We start from the raw sequence: 20,970 nt of genomic DNA, 5'->3' as shown, positions 1-20,970 counted from the left end.
TGAATTCATTAGCATTTAATTACTAATGTTTCATAACTTATATAATTTAAGTGTTTTCGTGAAAGGTGTGATTCCCGTGAGAACTGAACCTGAAATGTTAGATTTAATTTTGCAAACTGCAAAAGCGCTACAAGTCAACGCTGTCGCCATGTCCGGCTCACGGACAAACCCAAAGGCTCCCAAGGACGAGTTCCAAGACTATGATGTGGTCTACATTGTGGAGAATTTGGATGGTCTGGTGGCTGACCTTGCTTGGTTGGACCAGTTTGGCAAGCGCATGATTGAGCAGCATGTCCTACTTGACCATCGCCGCCTCTATCTCATGCTCTTTGAAGATGGCAATCGGATAGATTTGACCCTTTGCCCAAAGGAGCACATCAAAGAGTGGGTGGATAGCGAAGCGGATTTCACGGTGCTGGATGACCCTCAGGGGCTGTTTGCACCTTATGCGCCGACACCCAAGCGCTATTGGACGACATCAGCCAGTGCGACTGACTTTGACAAATCCTGTAATGAATTTTGGTGGGTCTCAGCCTATGTGGTCAAGGGCATTCATCGAAACCACCTGGTCTATGCGACGGATCATCTGTATGGAATCTGCCAGCAAGAATTGCTCAGGCTTTTAGCTTGGCAAGTGGCAGCAGGTAAGGGAACTGTCGATGTTGGCAAGAACTACAAGTACCTCTTTCATTATTTGCCTGCTGAGAAAGAGAAAGAGTTTACAGCCTTGCTTGACTTTTCTGACCAGAAAAGCCTCACCAAGTCTCTCTTAGCTACCATGGACTTTTTCCACAAAGAAGCCCAAGCCTTCTCTCTCAAAACCGGCTTCTTTTATGATAAAGAAACTGCAGAGAAGATGATTGAGTATGCTGAGGCAAGACTTCCCAATCACTGACTAAATAAAGAACGTAATTTAAAACATTAAACTACAGAAAGGATAGTTTGGTTATTTATAGTAACTGACTTCCTTTTTTCACAAAAATACTCTACATTCTTTGAAAGGAGTTGAACACGCCCTAAATACTGTGTGAAAACTCCTTATTACTAGATAAAATATATGTTTTAAACATTTTAAACTACAGAAAGGATAGTTTAGTTACTTATAGTAACTGAACACGGGACTAATTTCTTAGGAAAAAAGATAAATCGCTTGGGGTTCATCGAACCCTGCATCGATTTCCTATTTTTCTACAGAAATTTTCGGCAAGCCGAAACGTCCCTTTGTATCTTATGAGTAACATTCAAAACATGTCCCTTGAGGACATCATGGGAGAGCGCTTTGGTCGCTATTCCAAATACATCATTCAAGAGCGGGCCTTGCCAGACATTCGCGATGGCTTGAAGCCTGTCCAGCGCCGTATTCTTTATTCCATGAATAAGGACGGCAACACCTTTGACAAGGGCTACCGTAAGTCTGCCAAGTCTGTCGGGAACATCATGGGGAATTTCCACCCCCACGGTGACAGCTCCATCTACGATGCCATGGTTCGCATGTCTCAGGACTGGAAAAACCGTGAGATTCTCGTTGAGATGCACGGGAACAATGGTTCCATGGACGGTGATCCACCAGCGGCTATGCGTTATACTGAGGCTCGTCTGTCTGAGATGGCTGGCTATCTTTTGCAGGATATCGAGAAAGATACCGTTCCTTTTGCTTGGAACTTCGACGATACCGAGAAGGAGCCGACTGTTCTGCCGGCAGCCTTTCCTAATCTTTTGGTCAATGGAGCAACTGGGATTTCTGCTGGTTATGCGACGGATATTCCACCTCATAATCTAGCCGAAGTCATTGACGCGGTTATCTATATGATTGACCATCCGTCGGCCAAGGTGGACAAGCTCATGGAGTTTCTGCCTGGACCTGACTTCCCGACAGGAGCCATTGTCCAAGGTCGTGATGAGATCAAGAAAGCCTACGAGACTGGTAAAGGTCGCGTCGTGGTGCGCTCCAGAACTGAGATTGAAAAGCTGAAGGGCGGAAAAGAGCAAATCGTTATTACCGAGATTCCTTATGAGATTAATAAGGCTGTCTTGGTCAAGAAAATCGACGATGTGCGGGTCAATAATAAGGTGGCTGGCATTGCTGAGGTGCGGGACGAGTCTGACCGAGACGGTCTTCGCATTGCCATCGAACTCAAGAAAGACGCCAATACCGAGCTGATTCTCAACTACCTCTTTAAGTACACCGATTTGCAAGTTAATTACAACTTCAACATGGTGGCGATTGACAATTTCACGCCACGTTTGGTGGGGATTGTACCAATCTTGACTAGTTATATTGCCCACCGCAAGGAGATTATTCTGGCTCGCAGCCGCTTTGACAAGGCTAAGGCTGAGAAACGGCTCCATATCGTGGAAGGATTGATTCGGGTTATTTCCATCTTGGACGAGGTGATTGCCCTGATTCGTGCTTCAGAAAACAAAGCAGACGCCAAGGAAAATCTGAAAGTCAGCTATGATTTCACTGAGGAGCAGGCTGAGGCTATCGTCACTCTCCAACTCTACCGTTTGACCAATACAGACGTAGTGGTTCTGGAAGAGGAAGAAGCAGAGCTGCGCGAGAAGATTGCCATGCTAGCAGCTATTATCGGTGATGAGCGCACCATGTATAATCTTATGAAGCGTGAGCTTCGCGACGTCAAGAAGAAGTTTGGCAATCCGCGTCTCAGTGAGCTGCAGGATACGGCAAACACCATCGAGATTGATACAGCTAGTCTGATTGTTGAGGAAGAGACCTATGTCAGCGTGACACGTTCTGGCTATATCAAGCGGACCAGTCCGCGTTCTTTCTCTGCTTCGACCCTAGAGGAGATGGGTAAGCGTGATGATGACCGACTGATTTTCGTCAGCCCAGCCAAGACGACTCAGCATTTATTGATTTTCACCAGTCTGGGAAATGTTATTTATCGGCCTGTTCATGAGCTGTCAGATATCCGCTGGAAAGAAATCGGGGAACACCTCAGCCAGACTATCAGTAACTTCGATACCAAGGAAGAGGTTATCTATGCAGAATTGTTGGACAGCTTTGAGGAAGGCACTTACTTTGCAGTGACCAAGCTGGGCCAAATCAAGCGTGTAGAGCGCAAGGAGTTCAGTCCTTGGCGGACCTACAAGTCCAAGTCACTCAAGTTTGCCAAGCTGAAAAATGAAGACGACCAAGTCATTGCTCTGGCGCCGATTAAGCTGGATGATGTTATGCTTGTGACCAAGAATGGCTATGCCCTGCGCTTCAATATTGAGGAAGTTCCTGTCATCGGAGCTAAGGCAGCTGGGGTTAAAGCCATCAATCTCAAGAAGGACGATGTTCTAGCGGCAGCCTTTATCGCCAACACAGACTCGCTCTACCTCCTGACTCAGCGTGGTTCGCTCAAGCGTATGGCAGTCGCAGATATTCCTGTTACTAGTCGAGCAAATCGCGGTCTTCAAGTTCTGAGAGAGCTTAAGACCAAGCCCCATCGTGTCTTTGCAGCTGGACCAGTCTATGGCGAAGCAGTGGACTTCGACCTCTTTACTACTGAAGCAGAAGCCAGCGAGGAGCAGATTTTGCAGGTGCTTTCTAATAAAGGAACTTCCTATGAGATCAATCTAGCTGATCTTAGTCTGTCTGAGAGAACTAGCAACGGCAGCTTTATTTCTGATACTATTTCAGACGAAGAAGTCTTCTCAGCTTACATCAAGTAATCATCAAACCAGTTCACAAGAGCTGGTTTTTTAAAAAATAAATTTTCAGAAAATTGAAAATAATGATTGAATTTTTCAGAAAAAGGTGTACAATAGGGAGTATCTATAAATTGAAAGATAAGAAAAAGAGGAAAAGACTATGACAGTAAATCTTGATTGGGAAAATCTTGGCTTTTCATATATGAAATTGCCCTATCGCTATATCGCTTATTATCGGAATGGTCAGTGGGAGGAAGGCAAGCTGACAGAAGATGCGACCCTGCATATTTCTGAGTCTTCACCAAGTCTTCACTATGGTCAGCAGGCTTTCGAAGGTCTAAAGGCTTATCGTACCAAGGATGGCAGTGTCCAGCTTTTCCGTCCAGATGAGAATGCTAAACGCCTGCAACGCACATGCGATCGTCTCTTGATGCCACAAGTTTCAACTGAAATGTTTGTGGAAGCTTGTAAGGCTGTTGTCCGTGCCAATGAAGAATATGTACCACCATATGGAACAGGGGGAACTCTCTACCTTCGTCCCCTTTTGATTGGTATTGGAGATATCATCGGGGTAAAACCAGCAGAGGAGTATATTTTTACCATCTTTGCTATGCCAGTCGGAAACTACTTCAAGGGTGGTTTGGTTCCAACTAACTTCTTGATCCAAGATGAATATGACCGTGCAGCTCCACATGGTACAGGTGCTGCTAAGGTGGGTGGTAACTACGCAGCTAGTCTTCTACCAGGTAAGATGGCTAAGTCTCGTAACTTTTCAGACGTTATCTACCTAGATCCGTCAACTCATACCAAGATTGAAGAAGTCGGATCAGCCAACTTCTTTGGAATTACAGCAAACAATGAATTTGTGACTCCGCTTAGCCCGTCCATTCTACCGTCTATTACCAAATATTCTTTGCTTTACTTGGCAGAACACCGCTTGGGCTTGACGCCAATTGAAGGTGACGTTCCGATTGATAATTTGGATCGCTTTGTCGAAGCAGGAGCTTGTGGTACGGCAGCAGTTATTTCGCCAATCGGAGGTATCAAGCATGGCGATGATTTCCATGTGTTCTATAGCGAGACAGAAGTTGGGCCAGTGACTCGCAGACTCTACGATGAGCTGACTGGTATCCAATTTGGTGATGTGGAAGCCCCAGAAGGTTGGATTGTAAAAGTAGACGAATAACTTAAAGAGCCTTTTGAGGCTCTTTTTATTGAGGAAATCACTTGCCAGCTTTGCTATTTTTGTGTAAAATAGAAACTTGAAAGAGGTAGAAGAATGAGTAAAAAAGATAAAAAAATTGAGATTCAGATTGCGGATAGTAAGGTGAAGCTTGGCGCTGATCAATTTGATGGCTACACCCTTTCTATTGGGAAAAAGGTCATTGGCGAGATTGCTGAGTTTGACGGCCAATTTGCTATTGTCAAGAATGGAAATGTTGAAAGTTTATATAAAAAGCTTGAAAAAGCGGTGGAAACTTTGATTGAAACCTACAATTTAGGAAAATAAGGGCTTGCGCTTTTATTAGATTAATGATATAATTGATATCGTTGATTGTCGGAGAGATAGCGAAGAGGCTAAACGCGGCGGACTGTAAATCCGCTCCTTCGGGTTCGGGGGTTCGAATCCCTCTCTCTCCATTTCATCATTGGGGTATAGCCAAGCGGTAAGGCAAGGGACTTTGACTCCCTCATGCGTTGGTTCGAATCCAGCTACCCCAGTTCTTAGGTAATATATCAGATAAAGGATAAAATATCGTCGGATATTTTATTTCTTTATAGGGTGGAAAACGGTAAAAGATAAATCAATGTCGTTTGCGGGTGCTTAGGAAAATAATTATAAGTATGTCAAGTAGTATACTTGATTGTTGGAGGATTTTTTTAGATGAATGAATTTGAAGATTTGCTAAACAGTGTTAGCCAAGTCGAGCCAGGTGATGTCGTTACTGCTGAAGTATTGACAGTGGATGCTAACCAAGCTAATGTTGCCATTGCTGGTACTGGTGTTGAAGGGGTTTTGACTCTGCGTGAGTTGACAAATGATCGTGATGCTGACATCAATGACTTTGTAAAACCAGGTGACACACTTGAATTGCTTGTTCTTCGTCAAGTAGTAGGTAAAGATACAGATACAGTTACTTACCTAGTATCTAAAAAACGTTTAGAAGCTCGCAAAGCATGGGACAAATTGGTTGGTCGTGAAGAAGAAGTTGTTACTGTTAAGGGCACTCGTGCTGTTAAAGGTGGACTTTCTGTTGAGTTTGAAGGACTTCGTGGATTTATTCCAGCTTCAATGCTCGATACTCGTTTCGTTCGCAACACTGAACGTTTTGTAGGTCAAGAATTTGATGCTAAGATCAAAGAAGTAGATCCAAAAGAAAACCGCTTCATCCTTTCACGTCGTGAAGTTGTAGAAGCAGAAGCTGCAGCAGCGCGTGCAGAAGTATTTGGTAAATTGAATGTTGGTGATGTTGTGACTGGTAAAGTTGCTCGCATCACAAGCTTCGGTGCTTTCATTGACCTTGGTGGTGTTGATGGCTTGGTTCACTTGACTGAACTTTCTCACGAACGTAACGTTTCACCAAAATCTGTTGTTTCAGTTGGTGACGAAATCGAAGTGAAAGTTCTTGATTTGAACGAAGAAGAAGGCCGCGTGTCACTTTCACTTAAAGCTACAACTCCTGGACCATGGGACGGTGTTGAACAAAAACTTGCTGCTGGCGATGTAGTTGAAGGTACAGTAAAACGTTTGACTGACTTCGGTGCTTTTGTTGAAGTATTACCAGGTATCGATGGCTTGGTTCACATCTCACAAATTTCACACAAACGTGTTGAAAATCCAAAAGATGCTCTTAAAGTTGGTCAAGAAGTAACTGTTAAAGTTCTTGAAGTGAATGCTGCTGCTGAGCGTGTATCACTTTCTATCAAGGCTCTTGAAGAGCGTCCAGCTCAAGAAGAAGGCCAAAAAGAAGAAAAACGTCAATCTCGTCCACGTCGTCCACGTCGTCAAGAAAAACGTGACTTCGAGCTTCCAGAAACTCAAACTGGATTCTCAATGGCTGATCTTTTCGGTGATATCGAATTGTAATTTACTTAAGAAGAGGCTGAGTTTCTCAGCTTCTTTTTTCGTCTTTTCAAGTGGGAGTTTGCATCCGAGTCACTTATTGCGATACTTGCTCTTTATGCATATTCAGTTTTATTTAAGCGAAAGATGCTAGACTAAATCTCTCGTGCATTCTATGAGAAAGGAGCCTACCGTGAAGTTTATTTTCAATTCTATTAGATTCATAGTTCGCTTGGTTTGGCGGCTCATCTGGGGGCTTATTTGGTCTGTGGCACTTAGTTTCCTTGTTCTTGTAGGTGTTTTTTATTTTACTACTTCGACAGAGACGGGGGCAGAGGGATTATCGCAGGCTCTTCGAACTACTGTTACTCAAGTGGATCAATTCTTAACGCATCAAGGACTTTCCACTGGTTTTCAGACTAGTGAGGGAATTCAGTCCCATCAGCTGACAGATGAGCATGCAACAACAGGGGCTCGTTGGGATCAGCCAAGCGCCACAATTTATATCGATACAAATAATGAAACCTTCCGTTCAGCCTATCAGGAGGCCATTGATTCTTGGAATCAAACAGGTGCCTTCACCTTTCAAATCATCAATGACAAAGACAAGGCGGACATTGTTGCGACAGAGATGAACGATGGCAACGTCAGTGCAGCTGGTGAAGCTGAGTCGCAGACCAATCTCCTCACCAAACGATTTACTCATGTGACTGTTCGTCTTAATAGTTACTACCTGCTGGACAGTCGCTATGCTTATTCTCATGAGCGAATTGTCAATACAGCAGCGCACGAATTGGGCCATGCTATCGGATTAGACCATAATGAGGAGGAATCAGTGATGCAGTCGGCAGGCTCATTTTATAGTATTCAGCCGATAGATATCCAGGCTGTAAAAGACTTGTATCAATCATAAAGGTATGCTAAAATCGATTTTTAATATTATTAGACGCTTCCCAGAGCAAGTTTTCCTTTTTCTTTTTAATTCAGGCATTTTTGCTTGGCTGTGGAAAAGCGGCAGCGACATTGCTAACCAGCTAGGCGTGACAGCAGCTTGGAAAACTCATGTTCCAGCGCCCATTCAGGCCTTCTTTGGCGAGAATGTTGAGACGGTTCAAGGATTTTTCCAGCATTCAGCCATTATGTGGTTGATTGGTTCCATGATTATTCTTTGGATCGTTCGTTTTGTCAAAGGGATGATAAAGCTAAGTCTCTTTGTTTTGATTGTTTTGTTGGGCATTTACTTGGTCATGCAAAATCAAGAAGTTCTAGGGAGTTTTCTGTAAACTACAAGCAATTTATAGAAGAAAAAAACTTATGACATGAAGAGGCTTAATTGAGCGAGAGCAAGTTTTTCATGGCAAGTTCAGTGCAAGCTTTCCAAGAAGTTTGTAGAAGGTCTTGTACTCTCTGATATTTCCTTAGACATATTTTTAAGCAAAAAATTTCGTGTGGACAAGCTTGCAACAGTACTAAATCCTTACTAAAAAAGTGAGATTCTAAAAAATATTTAAAAAAAGCAAAAGAAAGGGTTTACATTCACATTTTGATGTGCTATAATGAAACCATAAATTGAATAGGGTGAGCGTTACTAAGTTGGATTAGGCGTGACCGCAAATGAATTGGAAGAGGCAAGTTCTCTTGTGTTTTTCCGTTTGTTTGCGGTCATTTTTATTTCACGAAGGCTCAAGAAAATGATAAGGAGGGAACTATGTATCGAATTATACTTCCTATGAATAACAATGTTGCTCTAGCCAAACATGAAAATGGTGAAGAGGTTGTTCTGATTGGTAGTGGGATAGCATTCAATAAGAAAAAGGGTGATCCTGTTCTGGAAAGTAAGATTGAGAAAGTCTTTCGTATGAGAACGGAAGAGTCCAAGGAAAACTTTGTGGCCTTGCTCAAAGATGTGCCACTGGACTTTATCACAGTGACCTATGATGTGATTGACACGCTTTCCAAGAAATACCATTACCCAGTCCAGGAGTATATCTATGTCACACTGACGGACCATATCTACTGTTCTTATCAAGCACTTCAGCAGGGGCGGTACAAGGAGAGTGACCTGCCAGATGCTTCAGGTAAATATCCCACTCCTTATCAAATCGCGCAAGAAGCAGTGGCTATTTATCGGGAACGACTCTTAGAAGCATTTCCAGACGATGAAATAAACAGAATCGCCTATCACTTTATCAATGCAGAAGGGGTCTCCAGTCCAGCAGGTCAGGGTCATTTGGATCAGCGGAAGGAAATTCTAGCGGCTGTAGAAGAAGAGCTGAGAAAGCAGGGAATTAAAAGAACATCGGAGAATAGCAACTTCTATGACCGATTTATGATTCATCTCAATTACTTCTTAGATTACTTAGACAGAAGCCGAGATGACAACGTTTCACTGTTAGAAATGGAAAGTCAGATTAAATTGACCTATCCCAAAGCTTATCAAATCGGAAGTAGTCTTTATGAGATTATTGCCCAGAAAACTGGAATAGACTTATATCATAGTGAGCGAGTTTATCTGGTATTACATATTCAACGATTATTATAAGGAACATTAAAAGGAGGATCTATCATGAATAGAGAAGAAGTAACATTACTTGGTTTTGAAATCGTAGCCTACGCAGGTGACGCTCGCTCCAAGTTGCTGGAAGCACTAAATGCAGCTCAGGCTGGAGAATTTGACCGCGCAGAAAGTTTGGTGGAAGAAGCCAATGCTTGTATTGTCGAAGCGCACCATGCTCAGACCAGCCTTTTGACCAAAGAAGCTGCTGGTGAGGACTTGGCTTATAGCGTGACGATGATGCACGGCCAAGACCACTTGATGACAACCTTGTTGCTCAAGGATTTGATGAAACACATGATTGAACTATATAAAAGAGGAGTAAAATAATGAACAAACTCATCGGACTTATTGAGAAAGGGAAGCCTTTCTTTGAGAAGATTTCTCGGAACATCTATCTCCGTGCTATTCGGGATGGCTTTATCGCCGGTATGCCAGTCATCCTCTTCTCATCTATTTTTATCTTGATTGCCTATGTGCCAAATGCGTGGGGCTTCCACTGGTCTAAGGATATTGAAACTTTCTTAATGACCCCTTATAGCTATTCAATGGGGATTCTGGCTTTCTTTGTGGGTGGGACCACTGCCAAGGCTTTGACGGACTCTGTCAATCGCAGCCTGCCTGCTACAAACCAGATTAACTTCTTATCTACTATGCTGGCTTCTATGGTCGGCTTCCTCCTCATGGCAGCTGAGCCTGCCAAAGAAGGTGGCTTCCTGACTGCCTTCATGGGAACAAAAGGTCTTTTGACAGCTTTCATCGCAGCCTTTGTGACGGTTAATGTCTACAAGGTTTGTGTAAAAAATAATGTCACCATCCGCATGCCAGAAGAAGTTCCACCAAATATTTCCCAAGTATTTAAAGACTTGATTCCATTTACTGTTTCAGTCGTTCTGCTCTACGGTTTGGAACTGCTTGTTAAAGCAAGTCTGGGAGTAACGGTTGCTGAATCCATAGGAACGCTTCTAGCTCCACTCTTCTCAGCAGCTGATGGCTATCTGGGAATCACGCTTATCTTTGGTGCTTATGCTTTCTTCTGGTTCGTGGGAATTCATGGTCCGTCTATTGTTGAGCCTGCTATTGCTGCCATTACTTATGCCAATATCGATGCCAACTTGGCCTTGCTTCAAGCTGGTCAGCATGCGGATAAGGTCATCACTTCTGGTACTCAAATGTTCATCGTTACCATGGGTGGTACTGGTGCGACCTTGATTGTTCCATTCCTCTTCATGTGGATCTGTAAGTCCGAGCGTAACCGTGCGATTGGACGGGCATCTGTTGTCCCAACTTTCTTTGGTGTTAATGAGCCCATTCTTTTTGGTGCTCCAATCGTACTGAATCCGATATTCTTCATTCCATTTATCTTTGCACCTATCGCAAACGTATGGATTTTCAAATTCTTTGTTGATACTTTAAACATGAACTCCTTCTCAGCCAACCTTCCTTGGGTGACACCTGGACCTCTGGGAATTGTGCTGGGGACCAACTTTCAGCTTCTGTCTTTTGTACTAGCAGCCCTTCTTGTCGTAGTGGATGTGATTATTTACTATCCATTTGTCAAGGTTTATGACGAACAAATTCTAGAAGAAGAACGTTCTGGCAAAGCTAACGATGCTCTTAAAGAAAAAGTAGCAGCCAACTTTAATACTGCTAAAGCGGATGCTATCCTTGAAAAAGCAGGAGTGGATGAAGAAGCTCCTGCTCAAAACAATATTAGCGAAGAAACCAATGTTCTGGTGCTCTGTGCAGGCGGTGGTACTAGCGGATTGCTGGCCAACGCTTTGAATAAAGCAGCAGCTGAATACAATGTTCCTGTCAAAGCAGCAGCGGGCGGCTACGGTGCTCACCGTGAAATGCTGCCTGAGTTTGATCTCGTTATCCTGGCTCCTCAAGTTGCCTCCAACTTTGAAGACATGAAGGCCGAAACTGATAAATTGGGTATCAAGCTAGCTAAGACTGAAGGTGGCCAATACATCAAACTAACGCGTGATGGCAAAGGAGCACTGGCCTTCGTTCAGGAGCAATTTAACAACTAAATCTGTTTATTTGAGATGAAGCAACTTGATAGAGAGTGGGACAGAAATCGGTAATTCGTTAGAATTCGATTTCGTCGTCCCACCTACGCACAGTTGAGTAGGGCTGTAAAAGCTGATGAAATCAGCGTAGTAGAGTCCACTCAACCACTGCGTCTTGCTCGATAATCCAAAGACAATTGAGAGGCTAGGACTTTTGTCCCACTCTCCAAATGTTATTGAAAGGAAAATAAGATGATAAAAACCTTACCTAAAGATTTTATTTTCGGTGGTGCAACAGCAGCCTATCAAGCTGAGGGAGCAACCCACACAGATGGGAAGGGGCCTGTTGCCTGGGATAAGTACCTAGAGGATAACTACTGGTACACGGCAGAACCTGCCAGTGACTTTTATCACAAATACCCTGTGGATCTGAAATTGGCTGAAGAGTATGGCGTCAATGGGATTCGGATTTCCATTGCTTGGTCGCGGATTTTCCCGACAGGCTATGGCGAGGTCAATCCAAAAGGTGTGGAATTTTACCATAATCTTTTCGCAGAATGTCACAAGCGGCATGTGGAACCCTTTGTGACTCTTCACCATTTTGATACGCCAGAGGCTCTTCATTCAAATGGAGATTTCCTCAATCGGGAAAATATTGAGCACTTTGTGGATTATGCAGCTTTCTGTTTTGAAGAATTTCCAGAAGTTCGCTATTGGACAACTTTCAATGAAATTGGTCCCATTGGTGATGGTCAGTACTTAGTAGGAAAATTCCCCCCAGGTATTCAGTATGACTTGGCCAAGGTTTTTCAATCCCATCACAATATGATGGTCTCACATGCCCGTGCTGTTAAGCTCTATAAGGACAAGGGTTACAAGGGTGAAATCGGTGTCGTTCATGCACTTCCGACAAAATATCCTTACGATCCAGAAAATCCAGCAGATGTCAGAGCAGCAGAGTTAGAAGATATTATTCATAACAAGTTCATCTTAGATGCGACTTATCTGGGGCACTATTCAGATGTAACTCTGGCAGGAGTAAACCATATCCTTAAGGTCAATGGAGGCCAGCTGGATCTACGAGATGAAGACTTTGCAGCTCTAGAAGCAGCTAAAGACCTTAATGATTTCCTTGGCATCAACTACTATATGAGTGATTGGATGCGCGACTTTGAAGGTGAAACAGAAATTATCCATAACGGAAAAGGCGAAAAGGGAAGCTCCAAGTACCAGATTAAGGGGGTAGGTCGCAGAGAATCTCCAACCCATATTCCGAAAACTGATTGGGATTGGATTATCTATCCGCAAGGTCTTTATGATCAGATCATGCGGATTAAGAAAGATTATCCCAACTACAAGAAGATCTATATCACTGAAAATGGTCTGGGTTATAAAGATGAATTTGTGGACAATACGGTTTACGACGATGCTCGTATTGACTACGTCAAGCAGCATCTGGAAGTTTTATCCGATGCGATTGCGGATGGGGCTAATGTCAAGGGCTATTTTATTTGGTCTCTGATGGATGTCTTTTCTTGGTCTAACGGTTATGAAAAACGCTACGGCTTATTCTACGTAGACTTTGAAACGCAGGAGCGCTATCCGAAGAAATCCGCTCACTGGTATAAGAAACTAGCTGAAACACAAATGATTGAATAAAAAATAAAGCCGTTAGAGTTGAGCTCTTTCGGCTTTTTTGGGTATGCTAATCCATAGAAGTCTGATTTAATGGTAGGCGGAGCTTGGTGCTCAATCACTGAGCTGGACTTGCTGGTCTGAGTGCTTGCGGAAAAATTTAAAATTCTCCTTTGAATTGGCTTGAGAGACAGACAGTTTGGATTTCATTTTTTATGACAGCCAATGGCTCTGTACTTGGAAATCTGCTATAATGGTCTTATGATTATTTTACAAGCAAACAAGATTGAACGCTCTTTTGCAGGGGAGCTACTTTTTGATAATATCAACCTGCAGGTGGATGAGAGTGACCGGATTGCACTGGTCGGTAAAAACGGAGCTGGCAAGTCAACCCTGCTCAAGATTTTGGTGGGCGAGGAAGAGCCGACTTCTGGTCAAATCAATAAAAAACGAGACTTATCCTTGTCCTATCTGGCTCAGGACAGCCGCTTTGAGTCGGAGAATACCATCTATGACGAGATGCTGCTGGTCTTTGATAGTCTGCGTCAGCAGGAAAAACGCTTGCGGCAGATGGAGCTGCAAATGGGAGAATTGTCAGGGGAAGACCTGACTGCTCTCATGAACCAGTACGATCAGCTGTCAGAGGACTTTCGACAAAAGGGGGGGTTTACCTATGAGGCCGATATTCGAGCGATTTTAAATGGCTTCAAGTTTGACCAGTCCATGTGGCAAATGAAGATTTCTGAGCTGTCGGGCGGGCAGAATACCCGTCTGGCTCTGGCCAAGATGCTCTTGGAAAAGCCAGAGCTGCTGGTCTTGGACGAGCCAACTAACCACTTGGATATCGAGACCATTGCTTGGCTGGAAACTTACTTGATTAACTACAGCGGTGCCCTGATCATCGTCAGCCACGACCGCTATTTCCTAGACAAGGTTGCGACCATCACGCTGGACTTGACCAAGCATTCCTTGGATCGCTATGTGGGCAATTACTCTAGCTTTGTGGTCCAAAAGGAGCAGAAGCTGGCTACTGAAGCCAAGAACTATGAAAAGCAACAGAAAGAAATCGCTGCGCTGGAGGACTTTGTCAATCGCAATCTGGTTCGGGCTTCCACAACCAAGCGGGCTCAGTCCCGCCGCAAGCAGCTGGAAAAGATGGAGCGTTTGGACAGACCGGAGACCGGCAGTCGATCGGCTAATATGACCTTCAAATCTGATAAAGTTTCGGGCAATGTTGTGCTGACCTTGGAAGATGCAGCTATTGGCTACGGTGAGGAAGTCCTGTCGGAGCCGATTAACCTTGATATTCGCAAGTTTAATGCGGTAGCTATTGTCGGGCCAAATGGGATTGGAAAGACGACCTTGATTAAGTCACTAATCGGTCAAGTGCCCTTCATCAGAGGCAAGGAGCAGCTGGGAGCTAATGTGGAAGTGGGCTACTATGACCAGACCCAGAGCAAACTGACTGCCAGCAATACGGTACTTGACGAGCTATGGAATGACTTCAAGCTGACGCCAGAGGTCGAGATTCGCAATCGCTTGGGTGCCTTTCTCTTTTCAGGTGACGATGTCAAGAAATCGGTCGGCATGCTATCGGGTGGAGAGCGGGCGCGTCTACTTCTAGCTAAGCTGTCTATGGAAAACAACAACTTTCTCATCCTAGACGAGCCGACCAACCACCTGGACATTGACAGCAAGGAAGTGCTGGAAAATGCCCTGATTGACTTTGACGGCACCCTGCTCTTTGTCAGCCATGACCGTTACTTTATCAATCGCGTGGCCACCCAGATCATCGAACTCTCTGAGACAGGCTCTACACTTTATCTGGGTGATTATGACTACTATCTTGAGAAAAAGGCAGAGCAGGAGGCCCTGCGTGAGGAGACTGAGCAGACTAGCCCTGACAAGCCAGCACCTGCCAATGACTATCAGCTTCAAAAGGAAAACCAGAAAGAACAGCGCCGGCTTGCCCGCCGCCTAGAACAACTGGAAGCGCAAATCGAGGATTTGGACAGCCAGATCAGTCAGCTTCAGGAAGCCATGCAGACAACCAATGACGCTGGCGAACTCATGGAGAGCCAGCAGCAAATTGACCAGCTGACCGCTGCCCAAGAAGAAGCCATGCTGGAATGGGAAGAATTGGCGGAGAAGGTGTAGGAGTATGCAGTTTCTGTGAGAAATGAGCTTGTCAGGGCTCGAAATGCTTAATTTCACATGTGAAATCAGTCGAAAAAGTGCAAAAACCGAATTTTCTTATGCTACATCTTTCGTTTTTGTAGAAAAAAATTTGATTTTTTCTGAAGACTCATCTCGCCTAGAGTAAGTTTTAAACTTTCTCATGCGTGCTGAGTCCTTTTTAGGAGACGCTGTTAAGGCTGTCTCGAACGGGTAAAAATCTATGACATCTGGGTTTGGAGATTAGAAATGAAAAAGAAATCGATTTTTAAGGCTAGTTTTGAAGAGAGTTTAAATCTGGAAGATGATGGATTTTTACAGTATCAATTGAAGGAACAAAGTAAAAAAGTGTCTAACCTCCCTAGAAATGTATTTGACTATTTCAAAAACGCTCTTTTATATGGTATATTGACACTTATTTTTCCGATTGGCTTCAACTTTTTATTATTGGCTTTTTCAACAATGCTTTATAGTAGTGATCCAAAAGATTTAGCCTTACCCATTTCTAATCATAATTTTTTGACGGCTCATGTTTATGTAATCGGGTTATTTATATGGCTTCTCTTCGTTCTAATTGGTAAATTTATCAAACCATTTTTTATCCTTCCATATAGGACTCATTTTCATGTTATAACGTTTTTGATTTGGTTTGTTATAGAGTTCGACCTCGCTGCTATTGGTTTAGCATTACCATTTCTAACAATTTTAGGGATTTTTGCTATTGGTTGTATTCTTTTAGCCTTAATTTATTGGATGTTAAGGATAGAACTTAAAAGTTTGAAAAAACGAATTTATGGAGAAATAAAGTCTGCTACTTTACAAGATAAGATTGCTAAGGGAATTGCTATTTATGGAGCAGGTCTATTGGGCTTAGGTGTGATTGTTAATTCTATTTTTAAAGCTTTTTCTATTAGTTTTTCACATTCCGTAACTGTTTTTGGTCTCTTCATATGTTGGATTTTGTTAAACATTGGTTTAATTGCAATGCTTATTTTTATGGAATTTCCTTATTTCCTTTATGCTTACTATAAATGGAAATATCCTGAAGAATACCGCAAGTGGGAAGGCAAATCTGTGGAAGAGTGGTATGGGAAAAAATATTTAAAAAAACACAAGGAGTTATTAAAATAGGATTTGGGTGAAAAGTATGAAGAAATCAATTTTTAAAGCCAGTTTTGAAGAGAGTTTAAATTTGGAAGATGATGGGTTTTTACAGTATCAGAAACAAGAATACTATAATAAACTTGGGAAAGCCTTTAAGAAAGGGAAACCTTCCTTTTGGTTTGGTATTCAAGCTTTTATTCTTAGTCTGTTGGTTCCGATAGGTGTAAATTTCATGCTATTCGTTTTGGCGATGTCCTTACATGATTCTGATCCTAAAGATTTAAGATTACCGATTTCTCAGTATCCTTTGCTAACAGTCGAGCTTTATTTAATTTGCTTGTTAATTTGGTTGTTATTGGTATTAATGGGTAAATTCTTTAAACGGACGTTTATTCTTCCTTATCGTTATCGCTTTCATATTGTAACCGCTATGATATGGTTTATGTTTGAATTTAATTTGCTGGCCATAACAATGTCGTTACCTATATTAACAACATGGGGGATCTTGGTATTTTTTGGACTTCTAGCATTCTTGGCTTATGTAATGTTAAGAACGGAGCTTAGAAGTTTGACAAAACGAATGTATGGAGAAAATCAGTCCCCCACCTTACTTGATAAAATTGCTAAAGGCCTTGCTATTTATGGAGCAGGTATATTGGGCTTGGCTGTGATTGTTAATTATATTTTCAAAGCTTTTTCTATTAATTTTTCATCTTCCATAACTGGTTTTGGTCTCTTTATATTTTGGGTTCTGTTAAATATTGCTTTAATCGCCATGATTGTATTTATGGAGTTTCCTTTCTTTTTAGAAGGCTACTACAAATGGAAATACCCTGAAGAATACCGCGAGTGGGAAGGCAAATCAGTGGAAGAATGGTATGGAAAAAAATATTTAAAAAAACACAAGGAGTTATTGAAAAATAGGTAAAAAGAACGATTGGTGCGGATATAGAGATAAGTGAACAGACTTTTTAGCAAAACAGCAATTAAAGGAATTGAAGTGGTAAACAAATGGAAGATTTAGGCAAAGTTTTTCGTGATTTTCGTTTAAATGGGCATTATTCTTTGAAGGAAGCGGCTGGTCGGGTTTGCTCGACCTCTCAGCTATCTCGTTTTGAGCTGGGTGAGTCGGATATGACTCTCTCGAAATTTTTAGATCTTTTAGATAATATACATGTGACCCTTGAAAATTTTATGGACAAGGCTCGGAATTTCCAGCAGCATGAGCACGTGGCCATGATGAGTCAGATTATCCCTCTTTACTACTCAAATGACATCAAGGGATTTCAGGACTTGCAAGCGGAGCAGTTGGAAAAGGCCAAGGTCAGCAAGTCGCCCCTTTACTATGAGCTGAATTGGATTTTGATGCAGGGCTTGATTTGCCAGCGTGACAGTCAGTTTTGTATGCAGCAGGAAGATTTGGATAAGGTGGCCGATTATCTCTTTCAAGTAGAAGATTGGACTATGTATGAGCTTATCCTCTTTGGCAATCTCTACAGCTTCTATGATGTGGACTACGTCTACCGTCTGGGTAAGGAAGTTATGGAGCGAGAGGAATATTACAAAGAAATCGGTCGCCATAAGAGATTGGTCTTGATTCTAGCTCTCAATTGTTACCAGCATTGTTTGGAAAGTCGTTCTTTTGACAAGGCAAGTTACTTTGAGGCTTACGTAGAGAAGATTATTGGCAAGGGCATCAAACTCTATGAACGCAATGTATTCCTCTATCTCAAGGGTTTTGCGGCTTATCAGAAGGGACAGAAGAAGCAAGGAATCAAGCAAATGCAGGAAGCCATGCACATCTTTGAAGTGCTGGAACTACCTGAGCAAGTCGCTTATTATCAAGAGCATTTCGATAAGTTTGTAAAAGTATGATTTCCCAAATATGGGAAAAATAAAGGACCTCCCTCTATTCCTGATACAATAGTTTCAGAAATGGAAGGAGGTATTTTTATGAATCGACATGCTGCACAGCTGATTACACGGGCTGCTATTAATAAAATTGGAAACATGCTCTATGACTATGGAAACAGCATCTGGCTTGCTTCTTTGGGAGCTCTGGGACAGACGGTCTTGGGCATTTATCAGATATCAGAGCTAGTCACTTCCATCTTATTCAATCCTTTGGGTGGAGCTATTACGGACCGCTTTTCCAGACGTAAGGTACTGATGGTAACGGACTTGATTTGTGCTGGACTTTGTCTGCTGATTTCCTTTATCTCTAATGACCAGCTCATGATTGGGGCGCTGATTTTTGCCAATGTGGTTCAGGCTATAGTCTTTGCCTTTTCTCGGCCGGCTAATAAATCCTACATTACAGAGATTGTGGACAAGGAAGACATCGTGGCCTACAATTCTCATCTGGAATTGGCCTTGCAGGTTATCAGTGTCTCAGCTCCAGTTCTGTCTTTTATCGTGATGCAGTATGCAAATCTGCGCGTGACCCTTCAGCTGGATGCCCTTAGCTTCTTTCTGGCTTTTGCCTTGGTTTACTTTCTGCCTAATCATGAGCCAAGCAAGCAGCAGTCTCCCATCAATCTTGGCAATATCCTGAGAGATATCAAGGAAGGCTTAGTTTATATCCGCCAGCAAAAGGAAATCTTCTTTCTGCTCTTGGTAGCTTCTGCCGTCAACTTTTTCTTTGCGGCCTTTAATTACCTGCTGCCTTTTACCAATCAGCTCTACAGTAAGACAGGCTCTTATGCAACTGTTCTGAGTTTGGGTGCTATAGGCTCAATCATTGGAGCTATTCTAGCCAGCAAGGTTAAGGCCAGTATGGGAATTTTACTTGTAGCCCTGCTATTGACCGGTGTTGGAGTCGCAGTCATGGGCATCTCTGCCTTGCTACCAGTTCATCCATATTTCTCCTATTCTGGTAATCTTATCTGCGAGCTCTTTATGACTGTTTTCAACATTCATTTCTTCAGCCAGGTTCAGACCAAGGTGGACAAGCAGTATCTAGGACGAGTTTTCTCGACTATCTATACGTTGGCAATTCTTTTCATGCCACCTGCGACTTTCCTGATGACGCTGCTACCGAGTGTCCGCACTCTTTCCTTTCTTCTGATTGGTCTAGGGGTGATAGGACTGGCTTTGATTTCCTTCTTTTATCAAAAGAGAATAGAAAAAACTGGAGAGTGGGACAGAAATCGGTAATTCGTTAGAATTCGATTTCGTCGTTCCACCTCCGCACAGTTGAGTAGGGCTGTAAAAGTTGATGAAATCAGCGTAATAAAGCCCACTCAACCACTGCGTCTTGCTCGACAATCCAAAGACAATTGAGAGGCTAGGACTTTTGTCCCAGCCTCGATTTTAATCTTTTGTATTGCAAGTTTTCAGCTTATTCTTTGACCAATAAGCTGGGTTCCAATGAGAATTTTTAAAGTCATTACTACCCTAATTTGGCTTAGAACTTTATTTTTAAGCTACCATCCCAATCGGCTGATAAATTAGTAGTGCAAGGTGTTTGAATCGTTGGTGGAAAAAATTTTCCATTAGAATATGAATATAATCATTGTTCCTTTCTAGCAAAAGTAGTATGATGAAGTAAAAGCAAAATAAACGGAGTGAGGAATGAAAGATTTTCATTTTGATGCGATTTCAGCATTTGAAAACTATAAAATTGAGGAGGTCAAGGACGGCCATGTTTTAGTAACGACAGAGGTCGTCCCCTCTTCGTTGAATTACTATGGCAATGCGCATGGAGGCTACCTGTTTACTTTGTGCGATCAGATTAGTGGTTTGGTCATCATTTCGCAAGGTGCTGACGCCGTGACCTTGCAATCTTCCATCAATTATCTAAAAGCGGCCAAACTAGGCGATACTCTGAGCATTGAGGGGAACTGTATCCATACCGGACGGACAACTAGAGTGGTGGATGTGGATATTGTCAATCAAGATGGAAAGAATGTCTGCAAGGGGACCTTTACCATGTTTGTCACTGGCGAAAGGGGCGAAAATGCACAAGTTAGAATATAAACATTATCTTTTTGACTTTTACGGAACACTAGTAGATATTCGGACTGACGAAGATGATCCGATTTTATGGTTGTATCTTTCCCGCATCTATGCAGCATATGGAGCCGATTATCAGCCAGAAGACTTGAAAAAGAAATATGGACAATTGGTAGTAGAGCAAGAAAGCAGGATAGCTCAAGAGAAAGACGTTGCCTATCCAGAGGTTGATTTGGTGGCGGTTTTCATTCAGCTTTTGCAGGAAGCTCCAACTAAGCATGAAACCCAGACTCCGCTTCCTGACTTGCAGGCTTGGGGAGAGCAGCTGGCCGTAACGTTTCGGAGTTTGTCCCGTCGTCAGCTCCATGCCTATCCCAATACCCTGAAAGTTTTAAAGGCTATTAAGGACCAGGGGGGTGATATTATATTGCTATCCAATGCTCAAAGGGCTTTTACAATGCCAGAAATTGAATTGACGGGTTGTGCCGATTATCTGGACAAAGTTTATATTTCTTCGGATTATCAGATCAAAAAACCACAAGCAGAATGGTTAGAACTCGTACTGGAGGAGAATCGGTTCAATCCAGAAGATACGGTGATGGTTGGCAATGATTTTTCTACGGATATGGATATTGCTCAAGCTGTTGGGATTGATGGCGTTTTGCTGAACACCTTCCCATACTCAGCTGCAGAGGTAAACAAGCTTAATAAATGCAAGGCCAGAGTCATTACGGATATAGAAGAACTGCTGGAGAATAGGAAGTAAAGGATGCTACGAGGTCTTTGAATGATTTATTCACAGCCAAAAC

At 42.7% G+C, this 20,970-nt stretch carries 18 protein-coding genes and 2 tRNA genes; all 20 read left to right on the top strand.

Annotation, left to right across the window (positions count from 1 at the left end):
• Positions 1–76: 76 nt before the first annotated feature.
• On the top strand, positions 77–895 hold the full coding sequence (locus D8797_RS05815; protein WP_125379618.1) for an aminoglycoside 6-adenylyltransferase: 819 nt from the start codon (positions 77–79) through the stop codon (positions 893–895).
• Positions 896–1,230: 335 nt separating this feature from the next.
• On the top strand, positions 1,231–3,681 hold the full coding sequence (gene parC / locus D8797_RS05810) for a DNA topoisomerase IV subunit A (protein ID WP_125379617.1): 2,451 nt from the start codon (positions 1,231–1,233) through the stop codon (positions 3,679–3,681).
• A 139-nt stretch (positions 3,682–3,820) separates the two neighbouring features.
• Positions 3,821–4,846: a branched-chain amino acid aminotransferase gene (locus D8797_RS05805; protein WP_125379616.1), complete on the top strand. Its 1,026-nt coding sequence runs from the start codon at positions 3,821–3,823 to the stop codon at positions 4,844–4,846.
• Between the two features lie 93 nt (positions 4,847–4,939).
• The gene (locus tag D8797_RS05800) at positions 4,940–5,170 is read left to right on the top strand and encodes a DUF2969 domain-containing protein (RefSeq protein ID WP_015604623.1); all 231 of its coding nucleotides are present in this window, start codon (positions 4,940–4,942) and stop codon (positions 5,168–5,170) included.
• Positions 5,171–5,220: 50 nt separating this feature from the next.
• Positions 5,221–5,301 (top strand) — tRNA-Tyr (locus D8797_RS05795).
• A gap of 9 nt (positions 5,302–5,310) precedes the next feature.
• Positions 5,311–5,382 (top strand) — tRNA-Gln (locus tag D8797_RS05790).
• Positions 5,383–5,545: 163 nt separating this feature from the next.
• Entirely contained in the window at positions 5,546–6,748 is a 1,203-nt protein-coding gene (rpsA, locus tag D8797_RS05785) for a 30S ribosomal protein S1 (RefSeq protein WP_015604624.1), read from the top strand.
• A 151-nt stretch (positions 6,749–6,899) separates the two neighbouring features.
• The gene (locus D8797_RS05780; protein ID WP_185780849.1) at positions 6,900–7,637 is read left to right on the top strand and encodes a matrixin family metalloprotease; all 738 of its coding nucleotides are present in this window, start codon (positions 6,900–6,902) and stop codon (positions 7,635–7,637) included.
• A gap of 4 nt (positions 7,638–7,641) precedes the next feature.
• The gene (locus D8797_RS05775; RefSeq protein ID WP_125379614.1) at positions 7,642–8,007 is read left to right on the top strand and encodes a hypothetical protein; all 366 of its coding nucleotides are present in this window, start codon (positions 7,642–7,644) and stop codon (positions 8,005–8,007) included.
• 425 nt (positions 8,008–8,432) lie between these two features.
• On the top strand, positions 8,433–9,266 hold the full coding sequence (locus D8797_RS05770; protein WP_125379613.1) for a PRD domain-containing protein: 834 nt from the start codon (positions 8,433–8,435) through the stop codon (positions 9,264–9,266).
• Between the two features lie 24 nt (positions 9,267–9,290).
• A complete protein-coding gene (lacF, locus tag D8797_RS05765; RefSeq protein WP_125371058.1) occupies positions 9,291–9,608 on the top strand; it encodes a PTS lactose transporter subunit IIA in 318 nt (105 codons plus the stop codon).
• Entirely contained in the window at positions 9,608–11,314 is a 1,707-nt protein-coding gene (locus D8797_RS05760; RefSeq protein ID WP_125379612.1) for a lactose-specific PTS transporter subunit EIIC, read from the top strand. The genes lacF and D8797_RS05760 overlap by 1 nt, the downstream gene beginning before the upstream one ends.
• A gap of 231 nt (positions 11,315–11,545) precedes the next feature.
• Positions 11,546–12,952 (top strand): 6-phospho-beta-galactosidase, encoded by a 1,407-nt coding sequence (gene lacG / locus D8797_RS05750; RefSeq protein WP_125373480.1) that lies wholly within the window; start codon positions 11,546–11,548, stop codon positions 12,950–12,952.
• A 237-nt stretch (positions 12,953–13,189) separates the two neighbouring features.
• Positions 13,190–15,085 (top strand): ABC-F family ATP-binding cassette domain-containing protein, encoded by a 1,896-nt coding sequence (locus D8797_RS05745; protein WP_125379679.1) that lies wholly within the window; start codon positions 13,190–13,192, stop codon positions 15,083–15,085.
• Positions 15,086–15,352: 267 nt separating this feature from the next.
• Positions 15,353–16,234 carry a hypothetical protein gene (locus D8797_RS05740; RefSeq protein ID WP_125379611.1) on the top strand — a complete coding sequence of 294 codons (882 nt, stop codon included), beginning with the start codon at positions 15,353–15,355 and terminating at the stop codon, positions 16,232–16,234.
• Positions 16,235–16,250: 16 nt separating this feature from the next.
• Positions 16,251–17,135, top strand: a complete 885-nt coding sequence (locus tag D8797_RS05735) for a hypothetical protein (RefSeq protein WP_125379610.1) — start codon at positions 16,251–16,253, stop codon at positions 17,133–17,135.
• 83 nt (positions 17,136–17,218) lie between these two features.
• Positions 17,219–18,082, top strand: a complete 864-nt coding sequence (locus D8797_RS05730; protein WP_125379609.1) for an Rgg family transcriptional regulator — start codon at positions 17,219–17,221, stop codon at positions 18,080–18,082.
• Between the two features lie 78 nt (positions 18,083–18,160).
• A complete protein-coding gene (locus D8797_RS05725; protein ID WP_125379608.1) occupies positions 18,161–19,363 on the top strand; it encodes an MFS transporter in 1,203 nt (400 codons plus the stop codon).
• Positions 19,364–19,780: 417 nt separating this feature from the next.
• Positions 19,781–20,185, top strand: a complete 405-nt coding sequence (locus D8797_RS05715; RefSeq protein WP_125379607.1) for a PaaI family thioesterase — start codon at positions 19,781–19,783, stop codon at positions 20,183–20,185.
• Complete coding sequence (locus D8797_RS05710) at positions 20,166–20,927, top strand: HAD family hydrolase (protein WP_125379606.1); 762 nt, start codon at positions 20,166–20,168, stop codon at positions 20,925–20,927. The genes D8797_RS05715 and D8797_RS05710 overlap by 20 nt, the downstream gene beginning before the upstream one ends.
• Positions 20,928–20,970: the final 43 nt, after the last annotated feature.

The organism is Streptococcus cristatus (assembly GCF_003944225.1).
In the GTDB taxonomy this organism is placed as follows: domain Bacteria; phylum Bacillota; class Bacilli; order Lactobacillales; family Streptococcaceae; genus Streptococcus; species Streptococcus cristatus_K.
The sequence above is the reverse complement of the archived record's forward strand: the minus strand, read 5'-3'. Positions and strand labels throughout refer to the sequence as shown.

Excerpts from the sequence above, each read along its gene's own strand:
- D8797_RS05760 (WP_125379612.1), top strand. The coding sequence starts at position 9,608 with ATGAACAAACTCATCGGACTTATTGAGAAAGGGAAGCCTTTCTTTGAG.
- D8797_RS05740 (WP_125379611.1), top strand. The coding sequence starts at position 15,353 with ATGAAAAAGAAATCGATTTTTAAGGCTAGTTTTGAAGAGAGTTTAAAT.
- lacF (WP_125371058.1), top strand. The coding sequence starts at position 9,291 with ATGAATAGAGAAGAAGTAACATTACTTGGTTTTGAAATCGTAGCCTAC.
- D8797_RS05715 (WP_125379607.1), top strand. The coding sequence starts at position 19,781 with ATGAAAGATTTTCATTTTGATGCGATTTCAGCATTTGAAAACTATAAA.
- D8797_RS05735 (WP_125379610.1), top strand. The coding sequence starts at position 16,251 with ATGAAGAAATCAATTTTTAAAGCCAGTTTTGAAGAGAGTTTAAATTTG.
- D8797_RS05745 (WP_125379679.1), top strand. The coding sequence starts at position 13,190 with ATGATTATTTTACAAGCAAACAAGATTGAACGCTCTTTTGCAGGGGAG.
- D8797_RS05780 (WP_185780849.1), top strand. The coding sequence starts at position 6,900 with ATGAGAAAGGAGCCTACCGTGAAGTTTATTTTCAATTCTATTAGATTC.
- D8797_RS05710 (WP_125379606.1), top strand. The coding sequence starts at position 20,166 with ATGCACAAGTTAGAATATAAACATTATCTTTTTGACTTTTACGGAACA.
- D8797_RS05775 (WP_125379614.1), top strand. The coding sequence starts at position 7,642 with ATGCTAAAATCGATTTTTAATATTATTAGACGCTTCCCAGAGCAAGTT.
- D8797_RS05725 (WP_125379608.1), top strand. The coding sequence starts at position 18,161 with ATGAATCGACATGCTGCACAGCTGATTACACGGGCTGCTATTAATAAA.
- rpsA (WP_015604624.1), top strand. The coding sequence starts at position 5,546 with ATGAATGAATTTGAAGATTTGCTAAACAGTGTTAGCCAAGTCGAGCCA.
- D8797_RS05770 (WP_125379613.1), top strand. The coding sequence starts at position 8,433 with ATGTATCGAATTATACTTCCTATGAATAACAATGTTGCTCTAGCCAAA.
- D8797_RS05800 (WP_015604623.1), top strand. The coding sequence starts at position 4,940 with ATGAGTAAAAAAGATAAAAAAATTGAGATTCAGATTGCGGATAGTAAG.
- parC (WP_125379617.1), top strand. The coding sequence starts at position 1,231 with ATGAGTAACATTCAAAACATGTCCCTTGAGGACATCATGGGAGAGCGC.
- lacG (WP_125373480.1), top strand. The coding sequence starts at position 11,546 with ATGATAAAAACCTTACCTAAAGATTTTATTTTCGGTGGTGCAACAGCA.
- D8797_RS05730 (WP_125379609.1), top strand. The coding sequence starts at position 17,219 with ATGGAAGATTTAGGCAAAGTTTTTCGTGATTTTCGTTTAAATGGGCAT.
- D8797_RS05805 (WP_125379616.1), top strand. The coding sequence starts at position 3,821 with ATGACAGTAAATCTTGATTGGGAAAATCTTGGCTTTTCATATATGAAA.